18 protein-coding genes and 1 pseudogene are annotated in these 24,348 nt (G+C 73.1%); 10 read left to right on the top strand and 9 right to left on the bottom strand.

What is annotated here, in order from left to right; all coding sequences use genetic code 11:
• Positions 1–946: pseudogene (locus ACLZN2_RS29855) on the top strand (cellulosome enzyme); the annotation flags it as partial.
• Positions 947–1,014: 68 nt separating this feature from the next.
• On the opposite strand, the gene ACLZN2_RS29860 reads toward ACLZN2_RS29855, so the two are convergent.
• On the bottom strand, positions 1,015–1,713 hold the full coding sequence (locus ACLZN2_RS29860) for a TetR/AcrR family transcriptional regulator (RefSeq protein ID WP_416982441.1): 699 nt from the start codon (positions 1,711–1,713) through the stop codon (positions 1,015–1,017).
• Positions 1,714–1,873: 160 nt separating this feature from the next.
• Here ACLZN2_RS29860 and ACLZN2_RS29865 point away from each other — a divergent pair, with 160 nt between their 5' ends.
• Positions 1,874–3,361, top strand: a complete 1,488-nt coding sequence (locus tag ACLZN2_RS29865; RefSeq protein WP_416982442.1) for an APC family permease — start codon at positions 1,874–1,876, stop codon at positions 3,359–3,361.
• A gap of 51 nt (positions 3,362–3,412) precedes the next feature.
• Complete coding sequence (locus tag ACLZN2_RS29870) at positions 3,413–5,080, top strand: amidohydrolase (protein WP_416982444.1); 1,668 nt, start codon at positions 3,413–3,415, stop codon at positions 5,078–5,080.
• Between the two features lie 20 nt (positions 5,081–5,100).
• On the opposite strand, the gene ACLZN2_RS29875 is transcribed toward ACLZN2_RS29870, so the two are convergent.
• The 4 genes from ACLZN2_RS29875 to ACLZN2_RS29890 all read right to left on the bottom strand — a co-directional run bounded on the left by ACLZN2_RS29875 (position 5,101) and on the right by ACLZN2_RS29890 (position 10,660).
• Complete coding sequence (locus ACLZN2_RS29875; protein WP_416982445.1) at positions 5,101–7,482, bottom strand: bifunctional salicylyl-CoA 5-hydroxylase/oxidoreductase; 2,382 nt, start codon at positions 7,480–7,482, stop codon at positions 5,101–5,103.
• Positions 7,483–7,493: 11 nt separating this feature from the next.
• On the bottom strand, positions 7,494–9,128 hold the full coding sequence (locus ACLZN2_RS29880; protein ID WP_416982623.1) for an AMP-binding protein: 1,635 nt from the start codon (positions 9,126–9,128) through the stop codon (positions 7,494–7,496).
• Between the two features lie 150 nt (positions 9,129–9,278).
• Positions 9,279–10,181, bottom strand: a complete 903-nt coding sequence (locus ACLZN2_RS29885; protein ID WP_416982446.1) for an acyl-CoA thioesterase — start codon at positions 10,179–10,181, stop codon at positions 9,279–9,281.
• Positions 10,178–10,660 carry a cupin domain-containing protein gene (locus ACLZN2_RS29890; RefSeq protein WP_416982447.1) on the bottom strand — a complete coding sequence of 161 codons (483 nt, stop codon included), beginning with the start codon at positions 10,658–10,660 and terminating at the stop codon, positions 10,178–10,180. Before ACLZN2_RS29890 ends, ACLZN2_RS29885 begins: the two co-directional genes overlap by 4 nt.
• A 190-nt stretch (positions 10,661–10,850) precedes the next feature.
• Between ACLZN2_RS29890 and ACLZN2_RS29895 the strand changes: the two genes are divergently transcribed.
• Complete coding sequence (locus tag ACLZN2_RS29895) at positions 10,851–11,270, top strand: RidA family protein (protein ID WP_416982448.1); 420 nt, start codon at positions 10,851–10,853, stop codon at positions 11,268–11,270.
• Positions 11,271–11,460: 190 nt separating this feature from the next.
• On the opposite strand, the gene ACLZN2_RS29900 is transcribed toward ACLZN2_RS29895, so the two are convergent.
• Positions 11,461–12,150, bottom strand: coding sequence for a M24 family metallopeptidase (locus tag ACLZN2_RS29900; RefSeq protein ID WP_416982449.1), 690 nt, complete (start codon positions 12,148–12,150; stop codon positions 11,461–11,463).
• Positions 12,151–12,175: 25 nt separating this feature from the next.
• Complete coding sequence (locus tag ACLZN2_RS29905; protein WP_416982450.1) at positions 12,176–15,100, bottom strand: helix-turn-helix transcriptional regulator; 2,925 nt, start codon at positions 15,098–15,100, stop codon at positions 12,176–12,178.
• Positions 15,101–15,266: 166 nt separating this feature from the next.
• Between ACLZN2_RS29905 and ACLZN2_RS29910 the strand changes: the two genes are divergently transcribed.
• On the top strand, positions 15,267–16,187 hold the full coding sequence (locus ACLZN2_RS29910) for an endonuclease/exonuclease/phosphatase family protein (protein WP_416982451.1): 921 nt from the start codon (positions 15,267–15,269) through the stop codon (positions 16,185–16,187).
• A gap of 230 nt (positions 16,188–16,417) precedes the next feature.
• Here ACLZN2_RS29910 and ACLZN2_RS29915 read toward each other — a convergent pair whose 3' ends face one another.
• Complete coding sequence (locus ACLZN2_RS29915) at positions 16,418–17,110, bottom strand: hypothetical protein (protein ID WP_416982453.1); 693 nt, start codon at positions 17,108–17,110, stop codon at positions 16,418–16,420.
• A gap of 337 nt (positions 17,111–17,447) precedes the next feature.
• Here ACLZN2_RS29915 and hisC point away from each other — a divergent pair, with 337 nt between their 5' ends.
• Together hisC and ACLZN2_RS29925 are read left to right on the top strand one after the other, a co-directional pair.
• Positions 17,448–18,494: a histidinol-phosphate transaminase gene (gene hisC / locus ACLZN2_RS29920; RefSeq protein WP_416982455.1), complete on the top strand. Its 1,047-nt coding sequence runs from the start codon at positions 17,448–17,450 to the stop codon at positions 18,492–18,494.
• A gap of 5 nt (positions 18,495–18,499) precedes the next feature.
• Positions 18,500–20,218, top strand: a complete 1,719-nt coding sequence (locus tag ACLZN2_RS29925; RefSeq protein ID WP_416982457.1) for an aldehyde dehydrogenase family protein — start codon at positions 18,500–18,502, stop codon at positions 20,216–20,218.
• Positions 20,219–20,224: 6 nt separating this feature from the next.
• Here the strand turns inward: ACLZN2_RS29925 and ACLZN2_RS29930 are convergent, their stop codons facing one another.
• Positions 20,225–20,725 carry an Lrp/AsnC family transcriptional regulator gene (locus ACLZN2_RS29930; RefSeq protein WP_416982458.1) on the bottom strand — a complete coding sequence of 167 codons (501 nt, stop codon included), beginning with the start codon at positions 20,723–20,725 and terminating at the stop codon, positions 20,225–20,227.
• A 120-nt stretch (positions 20,726–20,845) separates the two neighbouring features.
• Between ACLZN2_RS29930 and pdhA the strand changes: the two genes are divergently transcribed.
• The 3 genes from pdhA to ACLZN2_RS29945 are packed head-to-tail and all read left to right on the top strand — an operon-like array spanning position 20,846 to position 24,338.
• Positions 20,846–21,967, top strand: coding sequence for a pyruvate dehydrogenase (acetyl-transferring) E1 component subunit alpha (gene pdhA, locus ACLZN2_RS29935; RefSeq protein ID WP_416982460.1), 1,122 nt, complete (start codon positions 20,846–20,848; stop codon positions 21,965–21,967).
• Positions 21,968–21,972: 5 nt separating this feature from the next.
• Entirely contained in the window at positions 21,973–22,995 is a 1,023-nt protein-coding gene (locus ACLZN2_RS29940; RefSeq protein ID WP_416982462.1) for an alpha-ketoacid dehydrogenase subunit beta, read from the top strand.
• Positions 22,992–24,338, top strand: a complete 1,347-nt coding sequence (locus ACLZN2_RS29945; RefSeq protein ID WP_416982463.1) for a dihydrolipoamide acetyltransferase family protein — start codon at positions 22,992–22,994, stop codon at positions 24,336–24,338. Before ACLZN2_RS29940 ends, ACLZN2_RS29945 begins: the two co-directional genes overlap by 4 nt.
• The last annotated feature ends 10 nt before the right edge of the window (positions 24,339–24,348 follow it).

Consider the following 24,348-nt stretch of genomic DNA (forward strand, 5'->3'; position numbering starts at 1 on the left):
GAAGAGCGCCGACGGCAAGGGCGTCACCAAGGGCGACGCCATCGTCGACCGCCTCACCCTCTCCCTCCCCGACGCCTCCGCCGCCACCCAGGTCTACGAGGGCGAGTTGGCCTGGCTGGACGGTGGGGCACGGCCCGTCTACAAACTGCCCGAGGACACCGGGGTCCCCGCCACCGGCTCGGGCGCGGTCCGGCTCGCGAAGGACCAGAGCGCCACGTTCTGGGTCTACTCGGCGGCCGACCGTGAGGCCACTCTCGCGGTCGACACCCTCGACGGCGCGGGGGCCCGGCTCTCGGTGAACGGACACGACGTGCTGCGCCTGGCCAAGGGCAGGCGCCAGGTGGCGGTCTCCCTCTCGGGCGGCGTCAACAAGGTGACGGTGACCGGCGGTTCGTACGTGACGCTCGTCGACCGGCTCACGGTCACGCCCACGGAGGGCAACCTCACGGCGCGTACGTACGAGGCGCAGGACGCCACCCTCGCCGGCTCGGCCTCGCTCGCCCCGCTGTCCCTGGCCACCGGCGGCACCGCCGTCACCGGCATCGGCGGCGACCCGGGCAACGGCAACACGGCCACGTTCACCGTCTCCGCCGACCGGGACGGGCTGTACGCGCTGCGGATCCGCTACTCCAACCCCGAGCAGTCCCCGGCCACCCACTACAACCCGGACCCGCTCGCCCGACACGCCGACATCACCGTCAACGGCGGCGACACGCGGCGCGTCGGCTTCCCGCACAGCTTCCACCAGAACAACTTCTGGGAGCTGACCGTCCCGGTCCAGCTGAAGGAGGGGCAGAACACCATCGCCTTCCGCTCCGAGGAACTGCCGAACTTCGACGGCACCACCTACGCCTCGGACACCTTCCCGGGGGTGCTGCTCCGCTCCCGCTCCGCACCGCTGATCGACCGGATCGTCGTAGCGCCGTACGCACGGCCGGTGCGATGAGGTAGCCCGGCACACGAAAACAGGCGCCCGGATCCGTCACAGCCGACGGATCCGGGCGCCATGGTGCGCTACGGGGACTTCACCGGTGCGCGGGCCGCCAAGGCCTCCAGGAGGAGGTCGACCGCCTGCTCGAAGGAGCTGTCCCTCATCGTGTGCAGCTCGTGGCGGACGGTCGTCAGGGCGGGGTACGACGTGTGGTCCAGCCCCTGGTACACCTCGCTCCACGCCCGGAGGTCGGACTCGCGCTGACCGCGCGGGAGTGCCTGGAACGCGGCGTCCATGGCGGCGTGGCTGAGCACGGTGTCGATGAAGGTCAGGTACAGCCGGGTCGCGTCGGCGGGGCCGAAGCCCGCGGAGAGCATGAGGCCGATCCCGGTCTCCACGGCGCGGATCTCGTTCTCGCGCCGGGTCACCCGGTACGAGGCGAAGGCGGCCGCGCGGGGATGGGCGAGGTATCCGGCGCGCACCCGCCGGGCCATCTCGCGCAGCGAGGCCACCCAGTCGTCCGTGGGGACGAAGCCCGCCATGGCGTCTCCGATGATGCGGTCCGCGATGGCGAGCACCAGGTCGTCGGTGTCGTGGAAGTAGCGGTAGAGGGCGGTCGGGTCGCAGCCGAGGGCGGTGCCCAGCCGCCGTACGCTCAGCGCCTCGGGGCCGTGCTCGCCGATCAGCCGCAGCGCGGTCGCCACGATCAGCTCCTCCGACAGCAGGATGCCCGAACGGGTCGGACGGCGGCGCCGGCGCTCTTGCGGGACACGTGTGGTCATTGCTCCGGACTCCTGTCGGTCGGGACCGCGTACCGGAAGTGAAGGGGCCCGCCCGCGTTATGTCAACAGCATTGACGCAATACGAACGCCCGGTGTTCCATCACAGTCCCGCGCGGCTCTTCCCCCGTCTGACTCGCCCCCCTCCCACGAGGAGCCCTCCATGTCCTCCAGGTCCACCACGCCCTTGCGCCGCTCGCTCGGTGTCCTGGACGGCGTCGCCATCGCCGCCTCCAGTACCGCCGCCACCACCAGCATCGGGATCGGCATGGGCACGATCGCCACGATCGTGGGTCTGCAGGCCCCCGCGCTGCTGCTCCTCGCGTTCCTGCCGGTGCTCGGCATCGCCACCGCCTACGCCCGCCTCAACCGCTCCGAACCCAACTGCGGCAACGGCTACACCTGGGTCGGCAAGACGCTCGGCCCGTGGCCCGGCTTCCTGACCGGATGGGTGACGCTGGTCGGTTCGGTCGTCTTCTGCGCCTACACCAGCGCGGTCATGGGCTCGGTCGTCCTGATCTTCGTCAACAAGGCAGGCCTGCACACCCTCGCGGGTGTCGCCCTGGATCCGTCGTCCACCGGCGTCAGTACGGCCGTGGGGCTGCTGCTCCTGGTCGGTCTGACCGCGCTCGCCGTCACCGGGACGCGCACCACGACCCGGTTCCAGTTCGCGCTGCTCGTCTTCGAGTACGCCGTGCTGCTGGGCTTCTGCGGCTGGGCCCTCGTCACCGGTGACCAGGGCTTCTCCCTGTCCTGGTTCAACCCCTTCGCGATCTCCGACGGCACCGCCTTCGCGCAGGGCCTGGTGCTCGCGGTGTTCTTCTTCTGGGGCTGGGACGCGGCGTTCAGCGTCACCGAGGAGACCAGGCGGCCGGACGACGCGGCCCGTGGCGGTCTGATCGCGCTGTTCGCGATGCTCGGTCTGTTCCTCTTCGCCTCGGTCGCCTTCCAGCGGGAGATGAGCCTGACCGAGCTCGTCCGCAACGGGCCGCAGGCGCTGCCGTACCTCGGGCAGAAGCTGGCCGCCGAGCCCTGGGCCACGCTGCCGCTGGTCGCCCTGATGTGCTCGGCCGCGGCCTCCGTGCAGTCCACGCTGATCCCCACCGCGCGCGGGCTGCTCGCGATGGGCCGGGACCGGACCATGGGGCCGGTGTGGACCCGGGTGCACCCGCGGTACGGCACTCCCGCCGCCGGAACGGTCGTGGTGCTGTCCATCGCCACCGTGATAGCCCTGCTGGCCGTCGCCATCCCCCGGCTGAGCGACATGCTGCTGGCCGCCGTCAACGCGATCGGGCTGCTCGTCGCCCTCTACTACGGCCTCACCGCGCTCGCGTGTGCCGTGCGTTTCCGCTCCGCGCTCCGCGAGGGGGCGAGGTCCGCGCTGTTCGCCGTGTGGGTGCCCGCCGTGTCCAGTCTGGTGCTGCTCGGCCTCGGCTGCTATCTCGGATACTCGTATCTGACCATGAGCGACCACTTCGAACTGAGCCCGGACAACGGGTGGTTCATGTTCTCCCTGCCAGCCTTCATCGTCCTCGCCGGCCTCGGTATGGCCGCGGTCGCCAAGTACGTCCGCCGTTCGCCGTACTTCACCACCGGGCGGGGCACCGACGCCGAGGCCCTCACGCTGCCCATGGACGGCGCGGCGGTCTGAGACCCGTCGCCCGTCCCCATCCACCACCTGTCTCCAGGGAGTTCGTCCCCCATGTCGCAGTTCCAGGCCACGGGTCCCGCCGATCTCGTCCTCGCCGGCGGGCCCGTCCACACCGTCGATCCCGCGCGCAGCCGGGCCACCGCCGTGGCCGTGCGCGGCGGGCGGATCACCGCCGTGGGCCATGACGAGGTGCACGCGCTGATCGGTCCCGGTACCGAGGTCGTCGACCTCGCCGGGAAGCTGCTGCTGCCGGGCTTCCAGGACGCCCATGTGCACCCGCAGGGCGCGGGCCTGGAACTCGGCCTGTGCCATCTCGCCGACACCGTCGACCCCGCCGAGTATCTGCGGCGGATCCGGCGGTACGCCGACCGGAACCCGGACGTCGAGTGGATCACCGGCGGCGGCTGGTCCCTGGAGGCCTTCCCCGGTGGCGCCCCGACCGCCGCGGCCCTCGACGCGATCGTCCCCGACCGGCCCGTCTTCCTGCCCAACCGGGACCATCACGGCGCCTGGGTCAACAGCCGGGCGCTGGAGCGGGCCGGCATCGACGCCCGTACCCCCGACCCCGCCGACGGCCGGATCGAACGCGACGCCGACGGCAACCCGACCGGGATGCTCCAGGAGGGCGCCGTCCATCTCGTGGGCCGGCTGGTGCCCGAGCCGAGTCCCGAGGAACAGCTGGCCGCCCTGCTGCGGGCCCAGGCCGTACTGCACTCCCACGGGGTCACCGCCTGGCAGGACGCCATCGTCGGCGCGTACGCCAACATGACCGACCCGGCACCCACGTACCGCGAGGCCCACGACCGGGGGCTCCTCACCGCGCGGGTCGTGGGCGCGCTGTGGTGGGAGCGGGAGCGCGGCGCCGAGCAGATCCCCGAACTCGCCGCGCGCCGCGAGGAGTTGAACTTCGGGCGGTTCCGCGCCGGCACGGTGAAGATCATGCAGGACGGCATCGCGGAGAACCACACCGCCGCGATGCTCGACCCGTATCTCACCGGCTGCGGCTGCGCCTCCGCCACCAGCGGCATCAGTTTCGTCGACCCCGGCGACCTGAAGAAGTACGTCACCGAACTCGACGCACTGGGCTTCCAGGTCCACTTCCACGCCCTCGGGGACCGAGCGGTGCGCGAGGCGCTCGACGCCGTGGAGGCCGCCCGCACCGCGAACGGGCACCGCGACACCCGCCACCACCTGGCGCATCTCCAGGTCGTGCATCCGGACGACGTACGGCGTTTCCGTCCCCTCGGCGCGACCGCGAACCTGCAGATGCTGTGGGCCGCCCACGAGCCGCAGATGGACGAGCTGACCCTGCCGTTCCTGGGCCCCGAACGCGGCGCCCGGCAGTACCCGTTCGGCGATCTGCTGCGCGCGGGGGCGACGCTCGCCGCGGGCAGCGACTGGCCGGTCAGCAGCCCCGACCCGCTGCGGGCCGTCCATGTCGCGGTGAACCGGGTCTCCCCCGACGCCCCCGAGGGCACCCCCGAGTTCCTGCCCGGGCAGCGCCTGGACCTCGGCACCGCCCTCGCCGCGTACACGGCGGGCAGCGCGTACGTGAACCACCTCGACGCCGTCACCGGCAGCATCGCCGTCGGCAAGGCGGCCGACCTGGTCGTCCTCGACCGGGACCCGTTCACGGGCCCGCCCGAGGAGATCGCGCACACCCGGGTCCTGCAGACCTTCGTGGACGGGAAGCGGGTCCACGCGGCCCCCGACGCCTGACCCGGCTCAGACACAGGCTCTCAGGGCACCGGGGCCGGTTCGCGGGACGGGATCCAGCGCAGATGGACGCTCTGGTCGGCGGGGTCGGAGCGCAGCAGCGACAGCCGGGGGCGTACGGCGTCGGTGCGGGAGGTCGGCGGCTTGCGGCGGCCCGCCGCGAACGGCGGCGGCCACTCGGCGCCAGGCCCCCGGTACTCCTGCTCGGCCGCCGCGTGCAGCGTCCAGTGCGGGTCGTAGAGGTGGGTGCGTCCTACGGCGCACAGGTCGGCGCGGCCCGCGAGCAGGATGGAGTTGACGTCGTCGTAGGAGGCGATGGCGCCGACCGCGATGACGGCCGTACCGGTGGCCGCGGCGACCTCGTGCCGGATGCGGTCGGCGAACGGGGTCTGGTAGGAGCGGCCGAAGGCGGGCCGCTCGTCCTTGGTGACCTGGCCGGAGGAGACGTCGATGGCGTCCGCGCCGTGCGCGATGAAGGCGCGGGCGATCTCCACGGCGTCGTGCTCGGTGTTGCCGTCGGGCACCCAGTCGCTGGCGGAGACGCGCACGATCACCGGGCGCCCGGCCGGCCATACGGCGCGCACGGCGTCGAAGACCTCCAGCGGGAAGCGCAGCCGGTTCTCCAGCGGGCCGCCGTAGGCGTCGGTGCGCCGGTTGGCGACCGGGGAGAGGAAGGAGGACAGCAAGTAGCCGTGGGCGCAATGGAGTTCGAGCAGGTCGAAGTCCGCTTGGGCTCCTCGGCGGGCGGCTTCGACGAAGTCCGCGACGATCCGGTCCAGGTCGGTTCGGGTGAGCTCGCGCGGCACCGGGGAGCCCTCGCCGTACGGCAGCGGGGACGGGCCGACGGTCTCCCAGTTGCCCTCGGGCAGCGGGTCGTCCATGCCCTCCCACATCAGCCGGGTCGAGCCCTTGCGGCCGGAGTGGCCGAGCTGGAGGCCGATCCGGGCGGTGCTGCGCTCGTGGACGAACGACACGATCCGCGCCCAGGAGTCGCGCTGTTCGTCGTTCCACAGGCCGGTGCAGCCGGGGGTGATACGGGCCTCGGGCGAGACGCAGACCATCTCCGTCATCACCAGACCGGCCCCGCCCATCGCCTTGGAGCCGAGGTGGACGAGGTGGAAGTCGCCCGGCACGCCGTCCACGGCGGAGTACATGTCCATCGGGGACACGACGACCCGGTTCTTCAGCTCCAACTGCCCGATCCGGTACGGCTGGAACATCGCCGGTGCCGTGCCGTCCAGGCCCTGTGCCCCGGCGAAGGCGGCGTCGACCCGGTCGGCGAACTCCTCGTCGCGGGTGCGGAGGTTGTCGTAGGTGATGCGGCGGGAGCGGGTGAGGAGGTTGAAGCAGAACTGGGTCGGCTCCTGGTGGACGTACATGCCGATGTTCTCGAACCACTCCAGCGAGGCCTGCGCGGCCCGCTGGGTGGACTCGACGACGGGGCGCCGCTCGGTCTCGTACGCCGTCAACGCGGCCTCGGTGTCCGGGTGTTCGTGCAGACATGCGGCGAGGGCGAGGGCGTCCTCCATGGCGAGCTTGGTGCCCGAGCCGATGGAGAAGTGCGCGGTGTGGGCGGCGTCGCCGATCAGCACCAGATTGCCGTCGTGCCAGCGCTCGTTGCGCACGGTCGTGAAGTTCAGCCACTTGGAGTTGTTGGCGAACACCTGGTGGCCGTCGAGCGCGTCGGCGAACAACTCCCGGACGCGGGCGACCGACGCGTCGTCGGAGACGCCCGGCGGGAACACGACGTCCTCGGTGGCGTCGAAGCCGGCCCGCCGCCAGACGTCCTCGTGCATCTCGACGATGAACGTGGAGCCGGTGTCGGAGTAGGGGTAGCCGTGGACCTGCATGACACCCCATTCCGTCTGCTCGACGAAGAACTGGAAGGCCTCGAAGACCCGGTCCGTGCCGAGCCACATGTATCGGTTGGGGCGGCGGTCCAGGGAGGGCCGGAAGACGTCCGCGTGGGCGGCACGTACGGCGGAGTTGACGCCGTCGGCGCCCACCACCAGGTCGTACGAGGCGCGCAGCCGCGCGGTGTCGGGGGCGGGCGTCGAGAAGTGGAGGGTGACGCCGAGGGCGCGGCAGCGCTCCTGGAGGAGGCGGAGGAGCTCCTTGCGGCTCATGGCGGCGAAGCCCTGGCCGCCGACGGTGTGGCTCTCGCCCCGGTAGTGGATGTCGATGTCGGTCCAGCGGGCGAAGCGGCGGGCCATGGCCTCGGCGATGTCAGTGTCGGCGTTCTCGATGCCGCCGAGGGTCTCGTCGGAGAAGACGACGCCGAACCCGAAGGTGTCGTCGGGGGCGTTGCGTTCCCAGACGGTGATGTCGTGGGCGGGGTCGAGCTGTTTCATCAGGGCCGCGAGGTAGAGACCTCCCGGGCCACCGCCGATGATCGCGATTTTCAAGGGAGTTCCTCTCACTGCTCGGCCACCTGCTCGGCCGCCTGCTCGGCCGTCTGTTCGGCTTCGATGATCCTGCGGAGGGCGAACCGCTGGAGTTTGCCGCTGGTGTTGCGCGGCAGCGCGTCATGGAAGCGCACGTCACGGGGGTACTTGTAGGGCGCCAGGACCTGCTTGACGTGGTCCTGGATCTCCTTGGCCTTCGCCGTGTCACCGGCGACGCCGTCCCGCAGCACGACGAACGCGCAGACGACGGAGCCGCGTTCGGGGTCGGGGCGGGGGACGACGGCGGACTCGACGACGTCCGGGTGGGTGTCGATGGCGGCCTCGACCTCGGGGCCGCCGATGTTGTAGCCGGAGGAGACGATCATGCTGTCGCTGCGGGCGTGGTAGTGGAAGTAGCCGTCCTCGTCCCGGTGGAAGATGTCCCCGGTGATGTTCCAGGCCGCCGTCGAGCCGGCCAGGACGTAGTCCCGCTGGCGGAGGTCGTCGAGGTAGCGGCAGCCGACGGGGCCGATGACACCGAGTCTGCCGGGCTCGCCGGGGCCGAGTTCCGTGCCGTCCACGTCCAGGACGGCGGCGCGGTAGCCGGGGACCGGCCGGCCCGTGGCGCCGGGGCGGATGTCGTCGCCGGCGGCGGAGATGAAGATGTGCAGCAGTTCGGTGGCGCCGATGCCGTCGACGACCTTCAGTCCGATGCGGGCGTGCAGGTCGTCCCAGGTGGAGCGGGGGATGTGCTCGCCCGCCGAGACACCGATCCGAAGGCCCGTCAGCCGGGACTCGGCCGCCCCGCGCAGGATGGCCCGGTAGGCGGTGGGCGCCGTCGCGAGGACGGTGACGCCGTGTTCCCGCACGAGGTCGGCGAGTTGGAGCGGGGTGGCGGCCTCGGTGAGCAGGGCGCAGGCGCCGGCCCGCAGCGGGAAGACGACCAGCATGCCGAGGCCGAAGGTGAAGGCCAGGGGCGCGGTGCAGGCGACCAGGTCGTCCGGGACAAGGCCGAGGGTGTGGCGGCCGAAGGTGTTGTCGATGGACAGGATGTCCCGGTGGAAGTGCATGGTGATCTTGGGGACGCCGGTGCTGCCGGACGTCGGTCCGAGCAGCGCCACGTCGTCGGCGGCCGTGTCGATATTCGTGAACTCGCCGGATTTGGCTGCGGCCCGCGCGACCAGGTCCCCGGCGCCGGTGCCGCCGTACTCCACGACGGTCAGCGACGGCAGCACGGAGTCGCGCAGGGTGTGCACGTCCTCGGCGAACCGGTGGTCGACCAGGGCGATCGAGGGCCGGGTGCGTTCGGCGACCGGGGTGAGTTCACGGACGCGCAGGGCGGCCATGGTGGTGACCAGGACCCCGCCGGCCTTGAGGACGGCGAGCCAACACACCACCGTCCAGGGGTTGTTGGGTGAGCGGAGCAGGACGCGTCCGCCCGGTATCAGGCCGAGGTCCTCGGTGAGGACCTGGGCTACCTGGTTGGCGCGGGTACGCAGGTCGCCGTACGTCCACACGTCTCCGGCCGGGGTGCGCAGGGCCGGGCGGTCGGGGCCGTACCGCGCGACGGGGGCGTCGATCAGCTCGGTCGCCGCGTTGAGCCGGTCCGGGTAGTCGAGTTCCGGCGTGGTGAACTCGATCGTCGGCCACAGGTGCGCGGGCGGCAGATGGTCCCGTGTGAAGGTGTCGACGTGCGCCGAGGGCGAGAGACCGGGACGTCCGGAAGAGGGAGGGGGGAAGGGAGAGGGGAAGGGAGGGGGGAAGGGAGGAGTCAACGGGACGTGTCCTTCCGGGATCCCGCCCGGTGAGGGGGCGGGTCAGGCGGGGCGGATCATGCCCTCCTGGACCACGGTGGCCAGGTGGCGGTGGTCGCGCGTGAAGAAGCGGCCCGTGCCGAGGCCGCGGCCCGCGTCGGCGGCGGCCGCTTCCTGGACGTAGAGGAGCCAGTCGCCCATCGGTGCCGGGCGGTGGAACCACATGGCGTGGTCGAGGCTCGCGGTGACCAGCCCGGGCTCGGACCAGGGCAGGTCGAGGACCCGCAGGACGGGTTCGAGGATCGTGTAGTCGCAGACGTAAGCCAGGGCGGCCAGGTCCCGCTGGGCGTCGGTGAGTCCGTCGACGGGGCGGAGCGGGTCGTACGGCTTGATCCAGACGGCCTGGTGCGGCAGCCGGTCGCCTTCGACGGTGAGGTAGACCGGGCCCGGGACGTGCCGCATGTCGAAGCCGCGGCCGCCGGACCAGTAGGCCCTGACCTCCTCGGACAGGGGTGCGTCGGCGTGTTGGGCGAGGTACTCGGCCGAGGTGGGCAGGTCCCCGGGACCGGGCACGTCCTCGGCGAGTGTGGCGTGGAAGGCCGAACCGGCCTCGCCCGCCGCGAAGCCTGCGAGGCAGACGTAGAGCGGTTTGCCGTTCTGGTAGCCGCGCACCTGGCGGGTGCTGTAGCCGCGGCCGTCGCGCAGCAGCTCCACCTCGTAGCGGACCTCGGCGCCGATGTCGGCCGGACGCAGGAAGTAACTGTGCGTCGAGTGCAGGGACTTGCCGTCGGTCACCGAGCGCATGGCGGCCGCCGCCGCCTGGGCGACCAGGTCGCCGCCGTAGGCCTTGGGCCAGGGGCAGGGCTGGGTGACGGCGGTGAAGGCGAGGTCGAAGTGCTCGGGCTCGGCGGGCTTCAGGGTGACGGCGGCGGTGAAGACGGCCGAGGTCGGTGCCGGGCCCGTCATCGGTCCAGCCAGTCGCGCAGTTCGGCGTCGGCGACGTCGGGCAGGTTGACGACGATGTTTTCCGGGGTGCGGGTCGTCATCCAGGTCAGGGGCTTGGTGCGGGAGAGGTTGCACTCGACGTGCGGCATGAAGGGCGGCACGAAGACCCAGTCGCCCTCCTCCATGTCGACGTAGTCCTCGAACTTCTCGCCGAAGTAGATCCGCGCCCGGCCGGACAGGACGTAGCCGCCGGTCTCGGCCTCCCCGTGGTGGTGGGAGACGGAGCGGTAGCCGGGCTCGTTGCTGACCTTTCCGAACCACAGGCGGGTGGCGGGGGTGTGCCGGCTGCTCACGCCCGAGACACGGACGGCGCCGCCCGAGTCGGCGGTGTTCGCGTCCTCCAGGCCACCGCGGGTGACGACGGGGGCGACGATGCCGCTGGGCAGGCGGTACATCGAGTTGTCGCCCTCCAGCCGGTACTTGCTCAGGTCGGGCTCCATGGCTTTCGGCTCCGTTCGGTGGGGGCGGGCGGGGCGGTCGGGCGGTCGGGCGGTCGGGCGGTCGGGTCCGGGATCCAATGTCTCGTATTTTTCACCGCCGTCAATTAAAGTCAATACGTCGGTCCGTTCGTGGACCAGGCAGCACCCCACGCCGGTGTCCCACGCCGGCACGCGACGCTCCGGAGGCCGTATGCCCCCCGTCCCCGTGAACCCGGGCTCCCTGCCGAAGCCCAGCGGCTACTCGCACGGCACGCTGGCGGGAAACACGCTGTACCTGGGCGGACAGACCGCGCTCGACGCCGATATGAAGATCGTTGCGGGCGGTGTCGTGGAACAGTTCCGGCAGGCGTTCGGCAATCTGCTCACCACCCTGCGGGCGGCGGGCGGCGAGCCCGAGGACCTGGTCAGCGTGACGCTGTACCTCACCGACATCCCCGACTACCAGGCGCACGGCAAGGAGATCGGCAAGGTCTGGCGCGAGCTCGCCGGGCCGGTGTACCCGGCGATGGCCGGCATCGGCTGCACCGCGCTGTGGCAGCCCGAGGCCGTGATCGAGATCCTCGGGGTGGCCGTCATCCCGGACGACCGACTCGTGGCTCCGCACGCGTAGGCGGCCGACCGCACTCGGCATGGTGGACGACATCGCCCTGGGGGCAGGGGAACACGAGTCCCGCCGAGCCCCGGCGGGGGAACGCGAGTCCCGTCACGCCCCGCTCATCCTCACGCGGTGAGGTCTCTACGCCCGCGACGGGCACACCTGGCTCTCGGTCGCGTCACTGATCGGCCTGATGTACGGCCCGTCAGAGGGTGAGCAGTTCCTCGTGGAAGCCGCCGAAACCCCGTGCGCGGTCGACGAGATGGATCTCCAGGATCCAGTGGCAGCTGCGGCCCGCCTTGTCGGTGCGGCGCAGTGGGGTGTCGTTGGCGGGGGTGATGTACGACTCGACGTCGGCGCCGTCGATCCACTCGTGCGGGAACTCGCCGACCAGATGCCCGGCGTGCCAGCCGCCCAGCTCCCAGCCGGCCTCGGCGGCGAGCCGCTCGACCTCGGCGTACAGCCGCTTGCCGGTGATGTCGGGGTCGCCCTCGAAGAACCGGCGGCCGGCCGCGAAGACCTTCGGCAGGTCGTCGCGCAGCCGGTGCCTGACCGGGTCGTCGCCGAGGACGAAGGTCCGGCCGAAGTCCGCCTCGTACTCCTCGAAGATCGGCCCGAAGTCGGCGAACACGATGTCGTCCGCGCCGATCACCCGGTCCGGCGGGTTCTCCTTGTACGGCATCAGCGTGTTCGGGCCCGAGCGCACGATCCGCTTGTGCCAGTGCCGGGTCGTGCCGAACAGTTCGTTCGCCAGGTCCCGGATCCGGTCGCTGACCGCCCGCTCCCCCTGGCCCGGCGCGACGAGCCCGCGCTCCTCGATCTCCGCGAACAGCCGAACGGCCTTCGCCTGGGCCTCCAGCAGCCGGGCGGCGCGTGTGACTTCGTCATCCGTCATACCCGGGAGCGTACAAGTCCCGAGATCACGGCACGTACGCTCCCTGGCGCCGGTCGAGGGCGGCTCGGGTCATGAGGCCGGCCAGGGCCGAGCGGGACGGTACGGACGTCTTGCGGTAGATGGCCGACAGATGGGTCTCGACGGTACGGCGGCTGAGGAACAGCTTGGTGGCGATGGCCTGGTTGCTCAGTCCTTCGGCGACGAGTTCGGCTATCTGCCGTTCCCGTGGGGTGAGTTGGTCGAGTTCGGTGGGGGCGGGCGGGGGTTCCTCGGTGTGGGGGCGCACCAGCGAGGCCAGGTCGGACAGGAGGCGGGCGCCGCCGTCGTCGGCGAGGCGGCGGGCCCGTTCCCAGAGCGCGGTGGCGCGCGGACCGTCGCCCGTGGCCTGTGCCTGGGTGGAGGCCAGCAGCAGGGAGTAGGCCTCCCAGAGCGTGGCGCCGGAAGGCGCGTAGGCCTGGGCGGCGCTCTCGAAGAGGCGGGCGGCCGCGCGGGGGTCGCCGTGGTGCTGGGCGAGGGCGGCCCGGGCGCGCAGTGCCGCCCCGCGCTGGCCGTTCAGCCCGATGCGGTCGGCCTCTACGGCGGCCCGGGCGGCCCAGTGCTCGGCCTGTTCGGTGTCGCCGGTGGCGAGGGCGGTGGCGACGAGCGTGTCCAGCTGGCCGGGGCGGGTGGAGGGCTGGAGGCCGAGGAGTTCGGGCCCGCCGGCCCTCAGGATGGCGTCCTGGGCCCGGTGCGGGTCGCCGCTCACCAGGGATGTGTGGCCGAGCACACAGCCGGCCAGGGACGCCCACCAGTGGCGGCTGGTGCCGGCGGCGGTCACGGCCTCCTCGGCGGTCGCGAGGGCCAGGGTGTCGCCCAGCGGGCGGCCGAGGAGGAGGATCAGCGCCTTGAAGCTCAGGGTGAAGGCGAGCAGATCGCTGCTGCCGACGGCGCGTGCGACGGATTCCGCCTCCTCGGCCGCGTCCAGGGCGGAGGGCAGCCGGCACGTGGTGAGGTGCACGAAGCCCCGGGCGGTGAGCAGGTGGGGCAGGACGTGGACCTGGCCGCCGCGCCGGGCGATGTCCAGTCCGCGGTCGGCGTGGCGTTCGGCGTCGGCGTAGCGTTCGAGGAGGCCTTCCGCCCAGGCCAGCCAGACGAGCGCCTCGGACAGTCCGGTGAGGTCGGGGTCGGTCAGTCCGTCCGCGAGTGCGGCGGCGGAGTCGGCGAGCCGGCGTGCCGCGGCCGTTTCCCCTTCGTAGGCCTCGCCCAGCGACGCGAGCGCCAGCGCGCCCAGCTCGCCCATGAGGTCGCCGTGGGAACGGGCCACGGCGCGCGTCCGCTCGATGTCGTCGCGGACGGCCGGGTAGGAGACGGTGTTGAGGGCGGCCATGCCCAGCGCGAGTCCGAGGGAGACCGCCTGGCGGGGCTCGGGGCCGGGGTCACGGGTCAGTTCCCGCTGGAGCAGGGCCGTGGCCTCCGGGGAGTGCCCGAGGTGCCGCTCCATCATGGCGCACAGCGCCGTCGCGTCCCCGCGCAACGCCGCGTCGTCGGGCCCGGACCGGCTGATCAGGGCGTGGAGCAGGTCGCGGCTCTCGCGCAGGCTGCCGCCGACCCCGAGGGCCCGGGCACGGGCCAGGGTCAGCTCGCCCCGCCGGCCGGTGTAGGCGGGTGTGTCCGGCATGAGCCGCAGGACGACGTCCAGCAGCTGGGCGGCGGTCGCGGGTGCCGTGTGGGCGAACTGGGCGGCCGCCTCCGTCAGTACGGCCGCCGACACCGGGTTCCACCCCGTCAGCGAGCGCTCGACGTGGTGGGCGCGCTCGGCGGCGGAGGCGCCGGTGCGCGCCAGTTCCTCCGCCACGGCTCGGTGGAGCCCGGCGCGGCGCGGCGCGGCGGTGTTCTCGTAGACGAGGGCCCGCAGCAGGGGGTGCCGCAGGGTCCAGCGGCCGTCGGTCCCCCTGCGCAGCAGATCGCGCCGCATGGCCGCGCCGGTGTGGGCGTCGAGCTCGTCCGCCGTGGGGTTTCCGGTCGCCAGACGCAGCAGCGAGGGTGTGGCGTGGTCCCCGAGGACCGCCACCGCCTCGACGGTTCGGCGCTCCGCCCCCGTCAGCGCGGTCAGTTCGTCCAGGAGCAGCGAGGCCAGTCCGCTCGGCACCCCGGAGCCGGAGATCCGGTGGGCAGCGGCAGGGGCGGTGGGCGAGGAACCGCCGTGCCGGTGGGCGTGCAGCAGGCATCGCAGGTAGAGCGGGTTGCCCTCGGCGGCCGTGTAGATCTTCCGCGCGTCGTCCGGTGCCAGGTCGGGGGCGAGCGTCTCGATCGCCTCCCGTTCCGGCAGCGGGCCCAGCGCCGTGCGCAGTACCGCTCCGCTGTCGGCGCCCCGGGTCAGGGCGGCGGCGAGCGGGTGCGGGGTCTGTCGTTCCCGGCGGGCGACGGCCAGAACCACCCGGCCGCGCACCGGATGCCGGATCAGCTGGTCGAGCAGTTCCAGGGACGCGGGGTCCGCCCAGTGCAGATCGTCCAGCGCCATCATCAGACCGCCGTGCTCCGCGAGCCCGGTCAGTACGTCCGCGACGGCGCGGTAGAGGCCGAAGCGGTCACGGCCGTGGACGCGCACCCCCGGGTCGGGCACCGCCGGGTCGCGCACCCCGTACAGCACGGGTGCCGCCGCCCCCGGTACGGCGTCGGAGGCGAGGAAGGCGGGATCGGCGTCGGCGAAGGCGTCCGTGAACGGCTGGAACGGGGTGTGCCGTTCGTACTCGGTGGCCCTGCCGCTCAGCACGGTCAGCCCGGACCGCCGTGCCCGTGCGCGCAGTTCGCCCAGCAGCCGGCTCTTGCCCATGCCGGCGTCCGCGGTGATGTCGATCACGGCGGGAACGCCGTCCCGCCCGAGGTCGCCGATCACCGCGTCGAGCAGCGCGAGTTCCCCGGCCCTGCCGATCAGCCGTGTCGCCGTCGCCGTCTCGTCCCACTCCGGCACCGATGTGTCTCCGTCCGTCCGTGTCGTACCTCTTGCGGTCATCATGCCCCGGCTGGGCGTTCGACCAGGTGGAAGCCCGCTGCAACCGTTTTCGCCGTAACTGCCGTCCCCCCTGCGGAGCCCGGGTGATCGTCGCCCGGGCCCACCCGGAAGCGGAGGACTGTGGATGCTCGCCCTGCTCGTGGTGCGACTGACGGGACTGGACGCGGGAACCCGGCTCGCGGTTCCCGCGGTGCTCTTCCCCTACGGCGCCGCGCTGAGCGTCCTGCTGCTGGTGGCCGTGCTCGCCGTGCCCGCGCTGCGCTCACGGTGGACGGTTGCCGTGGTCGCGCTGCTGGCGGTCGCGCAGGTCGCCGTACTGGTGCCACGGTTCCTGCCGGACCAGCGGCAGGTCCCTGCCGGAGCGGCCGAGTTGCGGGTGGCCACGCTCAACGCCCGTGTCGGTGGGGTGGATCCGCGGGCGGTACTGCGGCTGGTGCGGAGCGAGCGGATCGACGTACTGGCCGTGCAGGAGCTGACGCGGGCCGGGATCGCCGCCTTCGCCGAGGCGGGGCTGGGCAGGCTGCTGCCCCATCAGGAACTCCACCCCGAGAACGACTCCTCGATCTACTCGCGGCTCCCGCTGACCCGTGCCGACCCGCTGGACGCCGGCACCACGTGGCCGCAGACCGCGGCGGAGGTGACCGTGGGCGGCCGGGCCGTCCGGCTGGTGGCCGTCCACACGTACTACCCGCTCGGTGACGCCGACCGCTGGACACGGGACTTCACCGCACTCACCTCCGTCGCCCGGGACAGCGGCCCGGACACCGTCTTCCTGGGGGACTTCAACGCCTCCCTCGATCACGCGCCGATGCGCTCCCTGCTCGCGGCGGGGCTCATGGACACGCACGCCGAGCTCGGCCGGGGCTGGGCCCGTACCTGGCCCGCCGGCCGGACCCTCGTGCCGCCCCTGGTCCAGCTCGACCACGTCCTGCACGGCCCGGGCCTGACGGACGTCTCCGTCGGCGAACGGACCCTGCCGCGCACGGACCACCGCGCGGTGGTCGCCGTGCTGGCGGTACGCCCCGGTCCGGTCCTGGCCCGTTGACGCCTCGCGCCGGTCAGAGCCTGTGTCATATCCCCGGCCGGATCAGCGCGCGGCGTCATGGGGGCCCCTCCCGCGCGAGCGAAGCCGAGCGTGGGGGAGGAGCCACGTGGGCGGTTCGGCAACGCGGCTGGGGGCACCTCCCACGCCCTCAAGGCAGTGGGGGTGGGGGTACCCCCTCTGGGGCAGCGTGCCAGGCGTCGCGCGCCCGGCCGGGGATATGACACAGGCTCTCAGGGGTGGTAGGCGTCCCAACCCGGCGAACCACCCGTCGCACCCGTGGGGGTGGGTGAGGGGCTGCCGCCGCCCGTCCTGTCCGCGGCACAGGCGGCGGGGTCGCTCGGCGGAAGCAGTCGGTACGCGCCGATCCGCGCCGTCCGGAACGGTACGTTCGTGTCCGCCGCGTCCGCCCCATCCGCCGTGTCGGTCAAGTCCGGTGCAGTGTCCGGCAGTTCGGCTGTGGTCAGCGGCGCGCCGACGTACGCAGCCACCAGCACCCCGGCGCAGACGCCGTCCTGGTCGGCGGGAAGGCCCGTGGGGAAGCCGACGGTGCGGGTCCTGCCGCCGTCCGTGTCGATCCGGGAGCGCAGGACGGACGACAGCCCGGTTTCCTTCGAGAAGGTCCAGAACTCGATCTGCACCGCGAGCGGTTGGCACAGCGGGCGGGCGTCCCCGGTGCGCGGCGCGCGGACGACGACCGACGCGTCCGCGTACGACGGGCCCGCCCCGTCGGCCGTCCCGCGGAAGGTCACCGCGGTCCTCAGCCACGCGGCCCGTTCCCGTTCCGACCACCGGCCGTCGGCGCGGCAGCCGCCGGTCCGCGCGTCCGCGGACGCCTGGGAGCAGCCGGCCGCGAGCAGCGCGAGTGCCGCGGCGCACGCCGTCCGGGCGGTGGTGTGGCGGAGGCGGGTCGGGGTCGTGTGCATGGTCTCCCTCGATCAGAGAACGGGCGGGCCGCATGGCTCGGGCGGTGTGCAGTCTGGTGGGGTCCCGCCGGACGTCGGGGGTGCCGAAGGCCCGCTGTGTCCGTTGCGTGATCAAGGAGGCGGCCGGGTGAACAGCGGAGGCCACGCAGTCCGTCTCGTACCAAAGGTCCCACAGGGCTCCCTGGGAGACGGTTTGCCGATCTCCCGACCCCTTTTCGGCGATTCGTAGCCGAATTCGCCAAACGGTTGAGCGGTTGTCGTCCGCTCTTCACGATTTCCCTGTCAAGTGCCCGACGGCCAGGCCTCGGGCGCCCCCCGCTGCAGAAGCGAGTCGAGCATGGTGCGTGTCCGTGCGTCTCTGTCCCAGCTGCCCGCCTATGTCCCGGGCCGCAAACTGCCCGGGGCCGTCGTGCTGGCCAGCAACGAGTCCCCGCACGGCCTGCTGCCGGGGGTGGCGGCGACCCTCGCGGAGGCCGCCGGTGGTGTGTCGCGGTATCCGGACCTGCACGCCTCCTCCCTCGTCGAGGCCCTGGCCGCGCACCACGGGGTGGAGCCGGACCGGATCGCGGTGGGCGCGGGGTCCTCCGAGGTGTGCGGGCAGTTGCTGCACACGGTCGTCGGGCCGGGCGACGAGGTCGTCTTCGGCTGGCGGTCGTTCGAGGCGTACCCGATCCTCACCGCCGTCGCGGGCGGCACGGCGGTACGGGTGCCGTTGCGGAAGCACGCCCTCGACCTCGACGCGATGGCCGAGGCGATCACCGCGCGGACCCGGCTGGTGTTCGTGTGCAACCCGAACAACCCGACCTCCACGGCGGTCGGCGCGCGGGCGCTGACCGAGTTCGCGGACCGGGTGCCGGGGGACGTGCTGATCGTCGTCGACGAGGCGTACCGGGAGTACGCCGATCCGGCGCGGGTCCCCGACGGTCTCGCCCTGCTCGGCGACCGGCCGAACGTGGCGGTGCTGCGGACCTTCTCGAAGGCGTACGGCCTGGCGGGCCTGCGTGTCGGTTACTGCGTGGCGCCGCCCGGGATCGCCGCGCACGTACGGCGGACGCAGGTGCCGTTCAGTGTCAGCGCGCTCGCCCAGCAGGCCGCGGTCGTGGCGCTCGGCGAGCGCGCGGAGGTCGCCAGGCGGGCCGCCCTCACGGTCGCCGAACGCGACCGGGTCACCGCCCGGCTGCGGGAGCTGGGCCATGACGTGCCCGACTCCCAGTCCAACTTCGTGTGGCTGCCGCTCGGCGGGGACAGCGGGGACTTCGCCCTGCACTGCGCGGACGGCAAGGTCATCGTCCGCCCGTTCCTCGGCGAGGGCGTGCGGGTGACGATCGGGCTGCCGGAGGAGAACGACGCCCTGCTCGCGCTCGCGGCGAGCTGGAGAGGCTGACGGCCATGCGCCCCGGTCCCTACGAACGGCACCGCGAGCTGCTGCACGGCATGGTCCGCGCGCTCGCCGCCGGTGAGTGCCGTCGCCCCTTCACGGAGGCGACAGGCCAGGACGCGGCCGACGCGGGCATGCGGTCGACCCGCACCGCGGGGAAGGTGTTCCACTCGCTGCTGGGGCGGCCCTTCGAGCTGGGGCAGCCCGGCGAAGCGGGCCGTGTGCGCACGGAGTCGTCTCCGTACGGCGTCGGGCCGGCCGTGTCCTATCCGCGCTGCGAGCCGGCGGAGCTGGTCGCGGCGGCCGGACGGGCGGCGGCCGGCTGGCGGGCCGCCGGGCCGTACCAGCGGGCCGGGCTCGCGGTGGAGATCCTGCGCAGGCTCAACACCCGCAGCCACGAACTGGCCCTCGCGGTGCACCACACGACCGGCCAGACCCTCCAGGCCGCCTTGCGCGCCGGCGGGCCGCGCGCCCAGGACCGGGCCCTGGAGGCGGTGGCCCGGGCCTTCGCCGAGTCGGAGCGCGTCCCGGCGGATCTGCGCTGGGAGAGCGTCGTACGGGGCGGTCGGCCGCGTGCGCTGCGGGGCACCTGCACGCTGGCGCCGCGCGGGGTGTCGCTGCTCGTCGGCTGTCCCGACTTCCCCCTCTGGAACGGCTGGCCGGGCCTGTTCGCGAGCCTGGTGACCGGCAACCCGGTGATCGTGGCCCCGCATCCGCGCTCGGTGCTGCCGCTGGCGATCACGGTGCGGGTGGCCCGGCAGGTGCTGGCGGAGGCCGGGCACTCCCCGGACCTCGTGACACTGGCGGTGGCGGAGCCGGAGCGGCGGGTGCACCGGCGGCTGGCCACGGACCCGGCGGTGCGCATCGTCGACTTCACCGGCTCCGGGCGCTTCGCGGACTGGCTGGAGCAGCACGCCCGCCAGGCGGTGGTGTTCGCCGACCGGACGGGGCTGAACACCGTGCTCGTGGACTCCACCGACGACTACCGGGGCCTGGTGCGGGGGCTCGCCCTGGCCGCGTGCCTGTGTCACGGCTCGGTGCGCACCACACCGCAGAACATCCTCGTCCCGGAGCGGGGCTTCGCCACCGACGAGGGGCACAGGACGCTGCGGGACCTCGGGGCCGACCTCGGTGACGCCGTGGACCGGCTGCTCGGGCACCCCGCCCGGGCGGCACGGGTGCTGGGGGCGATCACCGGCGACGAGGTGCGCGCGGCCGTGGCGGAGGCCGCGCGCTGCGGTCCGGTGCTGCACGCCTCCGCCCCCGTGGCCCACCCGGACCATCCGCGGGCCGAGCTGCGCGGCCCGCTGCTGGTGCGGCTGCGTGCCTCGGACGAGCGGGTCTACACGCGCGAGTGGCCCGGGCCCGTCACCTTCCTGGTGGGCACCGAGTCGACCTCGCACGGTCTGGACCTCCTGCGCCGCACGGTGGGCCGCCACGGGGCGCTGTACGCCTCGGTGCACTCCACCGATCCGCTGGTGCTGGCGGCTGCCGAGACGGCGGCGCTGGACGCGGGGGTGCATCTGGTGGAGAACCTCGACGACCTGCCCGCCGACCCGTCCTCGGCCTTCGCCGACCTGCCGGGCTCGGGCGCCGCCGACTTCGTCACCGGGCGGTTCCGGGTGGTGCGCGCCCGCCGGCACGCACCGCCGCCGGAGCCCGCCCGGACCACGGCCACGGCCCCGGCCCCGGCCCGCCTCGACGTCGCCGCCGAGCTGGTCAACGTATGACAGTGGTCAGTCCGTCCAGGTGGCGCCGCGCCCCCGCACCTCGTCGAAGACCAGCCAGGTGCGGGTGGAGCGCACCCCCGGCACGGCGTGGACGCTCTCCAGCACGACCTTGCGCAGGGCCAGGTTGTCCGGCGCGCGCACCAGCACCAGCACGTCGAAGTCGCCGGTGACCAGGGCGACATGCTCGACGTAGGGGATCGCGCGCAGGGCGCGGGAGATGTCCCGCCAGGCGTTCTGCTCGATGCTCAGCGTGACGTAGGCGCTCGTGCCGAGGCCGGCCCGCTGGGCGTTGAGCTGCGCGGTGAAGCCGGTGATGACGTCCTCGGCGACGAGCCGGCCGATCCGGGTGTAGGCGTTGGCCCGGGAGATGTGCACCTGCTCGGCGAGTGCCCGCACCGAGATCCGGCCGTCCTCCAGAAGGCGGCTCAGGATCTGGCGGTCGATGTCGTCGAGCGGGACGGCAGTTCGTCCGGCGACCGCCACCGGCAGCGAGGTTTCCTCGGACACATTGCCCTCCCAGGCGCTTTCATCCGGCAGTTCATCGCCGGTTCTGCCGAGCCATTGAACACATATTCCGCGATGTCCACCATTCTCCTGTCAAGTGTCCAGAGAAAGCGAGTGCCCTCCATGTCCGTGAAGAGCCTCCGCCAGACGGTCCAGGGCCTTCTGCCGTCGCTGACGCCGGTGCGGTTCGTGACCGAGGACGGCACCCCCGTCGCCAGGCCGCCGGCCGGCTACACCGAGCCGCCGGTCGAGACCCTGCGCGAGGCCTGGCGGCGGATGGTCCTGGGCCGCCGGTTCGACACCCAGGCGACCGCCCTGACCAAGCAGGGCCGCCTCGCCGTCTACCCGTCCAGCCGCGGCCAGGAGGCCTGCCAGGTCGGCGCGGTGCTCGCGCTGCGCCCGGACGACTGGCTGTTCCCGACGTACCGCGACTCGGTCGCCCTGGTGACCCGTGGCATCGACCCCGTCGAGGTGCTGACCCTGCTGCGCGGCGACTGGCACTGCGGCTACGACCCCGCCGCCACCCGGGTCGCCCCGCAGTGCACCCCGCTGGCCACCCAGGTGCTGCACGCGACCGGCATGGCCGAGTCCCTGCGCCGCAAGGGCGAGGACGGGGTGGCGATGGCGCTGATCGGCGACGGCGCCACCAGCGAGGGCGACTTCCACGAGGCGCTCAACTTCGCCGCCGTGTTCCGCGCGCCGGTCGTGTTCTTCGTGCAGAACAACAAGTACGCGATCTCGGTGCCGCTGGCCCGGCAGACCGCGGCGCCCGCCCTGGCGTACAAGGGCATCGGTTACGGGGTGCGCTCCGAGCAGGTCGACGGCAACGACCCGGTAGCGGTCCTCGCGGTGCTGGCCTCGGCCGTCGAGCACGCCCGCGCCGGGAACGGCCCCGTCCTCGTCGAGGCGCACACCTACCGCATGGACGCGCACACCAACGCCGACGACGCCACCCGCTACAGGGCGGACGACGAGGTCGAGCGGTGGCGGGCCGCCGACCCCGTCGAGCGGCTGGAGACGTATCTGCGCTCGCGCGGCGCGCTCACCGACGCCGACGTGGCGGCGCTGCGGGACGAGGCCGAGGAGCTGGCGGCGCGGCTGCGGGACGGCATGAACGCGGACTCCGTGCTCGACCCGCTGGAGCTGTTCGACCACGTCTACGCCGAGCCCACCCCGCAACTTCGAGAGCAGCGCGCCCAGTTGGCGGCGGAGCTCGCCGCAACCACCCAGGCCCAGGAGGACTGACGACGATGGCCAAGGTCACGATGGCGCAGGCGCTCAACACCGCCCTGCGCGACGCGCTGCGCGAGGACGAACGGGTCCTCGTCTTCGGGGAGGACGTCGGCCCGCTCGGCGGTGTCTTCCGCATCACCGACGGGCTGACCCGCGACTTCGGCGAGGAGCGCTGCTTCGACACGCCGCTGGCGGAGGCCGGCATCGTCGGGCTGGCGGTCGGCATGGCGATGGGCGGGTTCCGGCCGGTGGTGGAGATGCAGTTCGACGCCTTCGCGTACCCGGCGTTCGAGCAGATCGCCTCGCATGTCGCGAAGACGCGCAACCGCACCCGGGGCCGGATCGGTCTGCCGATGGTGATCCGGGTGCCCTACGCGGGCGGAATCGGCGGGGTGGAGCACCACTGCGACTCCAGCGAGGCGTACTACGCGCACACGCCCGGCCTGAAGGTGGTCACCCCGGCCACCGCCGAGGACGCGTACTGGCTGCTGCGGGACGCGATCGCCGACCCCGATCCGGTGGTCTTCCTGGAGCCGAAGAAGCTGTACTGGTCGCGCGAGGACACCGATCCGGAGGCGCCTCGCGGGGCGCTGCCGTTCGGGCGGGCGGCGATCCGGCGGGCGGGCCGGGACGCCACGCTCGTCGCCTACGGTCCGTCGGTCCCGGTGGCCCTGGCCGCGGCGGAGGCCGCCGCCGAGGACGGCGTCGAGCTGGAGGTCGTGGACCTGCGCACGCTGGTGCCCTTCGACGACGGGACCGTCGCGGAGTCGGTGCGCAGGACCGGGCGCTGTGTGGTCGTCCAGGAGGCGCAGGGCTTCGCCGGGGTCGGCGCGGAGATCGCCGCTCGCGTGCAGGAGCGCTGCTTCCACTCGCTCGCCGCGCCCGTGCTGCGGGTGGCCGGCTTCGACATCCCGTATCCGCCGCCGAAGCTGGAGCACGCGCATCTGCCGGGCGTCGACCGGATCCTGGACGCGGTCGACCGTCTCCAGTTCACCGACGAGCCCGACATCCGGCACCTGCCGAAGGGAGCGGTCGCATGACCACGGCAACGCCGACCGAGCAGTTGTTCCGGCTGCCCGACCTCGGCGAAGGGCTGACGGACGCGGAGATCGTCGAGTGGAAGGTGGCCGTCGGCGACACCGTCACGATCGACCAGGTCGTGGTCGAGGTGGAGACCGCCAAGGCCGCGGTGGAGGTGCCGGTGCCGTACGCGGGAACGGTGCTGCGGCTGCACGCGGACGCGGGCACCGCGCTGGGGGTGGGGGAACCGCTGATCACGGTGGGAGCGGCGGCACCCGTGGCGGAGCCCGCCGTCGTGGACACCGCCGCCGAGCGGTACCGCGAGGAGGAGCAGGCCGGGTCCGGCAACGTTCTGATCGGTTACGGCACCGGGCACGAACCGGCGCCACGCCGTCGCCGCCGACGGGCCGCGGCCACGCCGGAGACGCCCGCACCCGCACCGGTCGCCGAGCCGCACGCTCCCCGCGTCATCTCGCCCCTCGTGCGGCGGCTGGCCCGCGACCACGGCATTGACCTCACCGCGCTGGCGCCGACGGGTCCCGCCGGGGTCGTCCTGCGGCGGGACGTCGAACGGGCCCTCGCCGAGAGCGTGCCGGAAACCACCCCGGACGCCTCCCCGGACGCCTCCCCGGACGCCTCCCCGGGCATCTCTTCGGACATCTCTTCGGGCGGGCCCGTCCGCATCCCGCTCCGGGGCGTCCGCAAGGCCGTCGCCGACAAGCTCTCGCGCAGCCGTGCCGAGATACCCGACGCCACCACCTGGGTCGACGTGGACGCCACCGGACTGCTCCAGGCCAAGAAGGCGCTGGAGGCCGCCGAACCCGGCCGCCGCGTCGGCCTGTTGGCCCTGCTCGCCCGGATCTGTGTCGCCGGGCTGCGCCGCCATCCCGAGCTCAACTCGGCGGTGGACACCGGACGTCGGGAGATCCTGCGGTACGACGAGGTCCACCTGGGCTTCGCCGCGCAGACGGACCGCGGCCTGGTCGTCCCGGTCGTACGTGACGCCCACCGACTGACGACGGTCCAACTCGCCGCAGAACTGGCCCGGTTGACCGAGCTGGCCCGAACCGGGAGCCTGCCGCCCGACCGGCTGACCGGGGGCACCTTCACGCTCAACAACTACGGCGTGTTCGGCGTCGACGGCTCCACGCCGATCATCAACCACCCGGAGGCGGCGCTCCTCGGCGTGGGCCGGATCGTCGACAAACCCTGGGTGGTGGACGGCGAGTTGACCGTCCGCAAGGTCACGCAGCTGTCGCTCAGCTTCGACCACCGGGTCTGCGACGGCGGCACGGCGGGCGGCTTCCTGCGGTTCGTGGCCGACTGCGTGGAACGCCCGGCGATCCTCCTCGCCGACGTCTGACCCGAACCGT

Source organism: Streptomyces sp. T028, assembly GCF_048159505.1.
In the GTDB taxonomy this organism is placed as follows: domain Bacteria; phylum Actinomycetota; class Actinomycetes; order Streptomycetales; family Streptomycetaceae; genus Streptomyces.